Here is a 1,554-nt window from a genome sequence, read left to right as displayed (position 1 = left end):
CCCCCCCCCCCCCCCCCCCCCCCCCCCCCCCCCCCCCCCCCCCCCCCCCCCCTTTTAGATGTGTATAAGAGACAGGTAACAGATATCACGCTGAATTCCAGTGGTTTGTAGTGATTCAACTAAAACTGCATCAGTTAGTCTCCCGCCAGATACAACTCACCGTTATCCCGTACCTAGTCCGTGCCGATATAGGGATACTCCTATGCTTCAATCGGTCTATATTTTCATTACCAATTTATCTGACCCATTACAACCCAAATGTCTTGGGTGCTTTATTTACGGTGGTGCCTGGTTAAGAATTGCGCTTAACCATACCCCAGCTCTTGACAACATGAAGTGCTCAGAGTATCAGGTAGTTATATTAATGCCATTATCAGGCATAATTTTTGTGGATGATGAGTTATGCAACAGGGAAATTATACGTTAGACGCGTTACAGCAGAGCATACGGACCGGTAAGCGCTTCAAGTACCTCTATTTCTGGGGCCACCGTCCTTCTCCCAGTGGTGCTGTGACCGCCTCCTGCTTTAGTCAGTGGTGGCCGTCGCCGTTTAAGGTTGACGATGTGACCTACGCCAGTGCCGAGCATTGGATGATGGCTGGTAAGGCAAGGCTGTTTAGTGACGATGCTATACTGCCCCGCATTCTGAACGCTAAATCGCCAGCGGAAGCGAAGAGGTTCGGCAGGGAGGTCGCTGGCTTTAATCAGCAAATGTGGGAAGCGCACTGTTTTGAATTGGTGTGTGAAGGCAACCTCCACAAGTTTAGTCAGCACCCACAGCTGGGCGCATTTCTTGTCGGCACTCGCACACGTGTGCTGGTTGAGGCCAGCCCCGTCGACCGTGTCTGGGGCATCGGCTTAGCGCAGGACGACGAACGTGCAGCCAACCCTCTGAGGTGGAACGGAACAAATTTGCTCGGCTTCGCGCTGATGGTGGTAAGGGATACGCTAGGAGGTACCAACCGAGAATAAATAGGATACTTGTCCGTGAATGGCATCGGTAGCTCACCGATGCCGGTTCTGCTTTGATAGGCTTTACCGATCAGCGTGCTGTTACCTTTGGGTTATGCCACGCCAGCAATTTCACGAAACCGTAAATCCTTGTTCAGATGCTCCTGCTAGGCTGTGCTCCTAAATTCTCAATCAATCTGTATTTGCATTACCATTTAATTTAAAGTCATTTTGTGAAGATGAAAACTATCACGGTAGGGCGGTAGCGTGATTAAGATTCCTCAGTATGATTAATTTCTGACAGATCTGTATAACCTGAACCGGTAGTATGATTCGCGAGAGGAAGGTTACCTGGGGCGGGCTGTTGGGGGAATGAATACATATGGATATGTGCCAAACTCTAATGCTGTCTCTTATACACATCTGACGCTGCCGACGATGCCAACTGGGTGTAGATCTCGGTGGTCGCCGGATCATGAAAGGGGGGGGGGGGGGGGGGGGGGGGGGGGGGGGGGGGGGGGGGGGGGGGGGGGGGGGGGGGGGGGGGGGGGGGGGGGGGGGGGGGGGGGGGGGGGGGGGGGGGGGGGGGGGGGGGGGGGGGGG

2 protein-coding genes are annotated in these 1,554 nt (G+C 54.1%); one reads left to right on the top strand and one right to left on the bottom strand.

The genetic code is table 11. The features are described from left to right. Positions 1-402: 402 nt before the first annotated feature. The gene (locus JHD74_RS25745; RefSeq protein ID WP_074031877.1) at positions 403-972 is read left to right on the top strand and encodes an NADAR family protein; all 570 of its coding nucleotides are present in this window, start codon (positions 403-405) and stop codon (positions 970-972) included. Between the two features lie 379 nt (positions 973-1,351). Here the strand turns inward: JHD74_RS25745 and JHD74_RS25740 are convergent. Further along, on the bottom strand, positions 1,352-1,554 hold a 203-nt coding region (locus tag JHD74_RS25740), incomplete at its 5' end, for a hypothetical protein (protein ID WP_199063879.1).

It is taken from the genome of Serratia sp. ASV30 (genome assembly GCF_016428815.1).
Classification (GTDB): domain Bacteria; phylum Pseudomonadota; class Gammaproteobacteria; order Enterobacterales; family Enterobacteriaceae; genus Chania; species Chania fonticola_C.
The sequence above is the reverse complement of the archived record's forward strand: the minus strand, read 5'-3'. Positions and strand labels throughout refer to the sequence as shown.

Excerpts from the sequence above, each read along its gene's own strand:
- JHD74_RS25745 (WP_074031877.1), top strand. The coding sequence starts at position 403 with ATGCAACAGGGAAATTATACGTTAGACGCGTTACAGCAGAGCATACGG.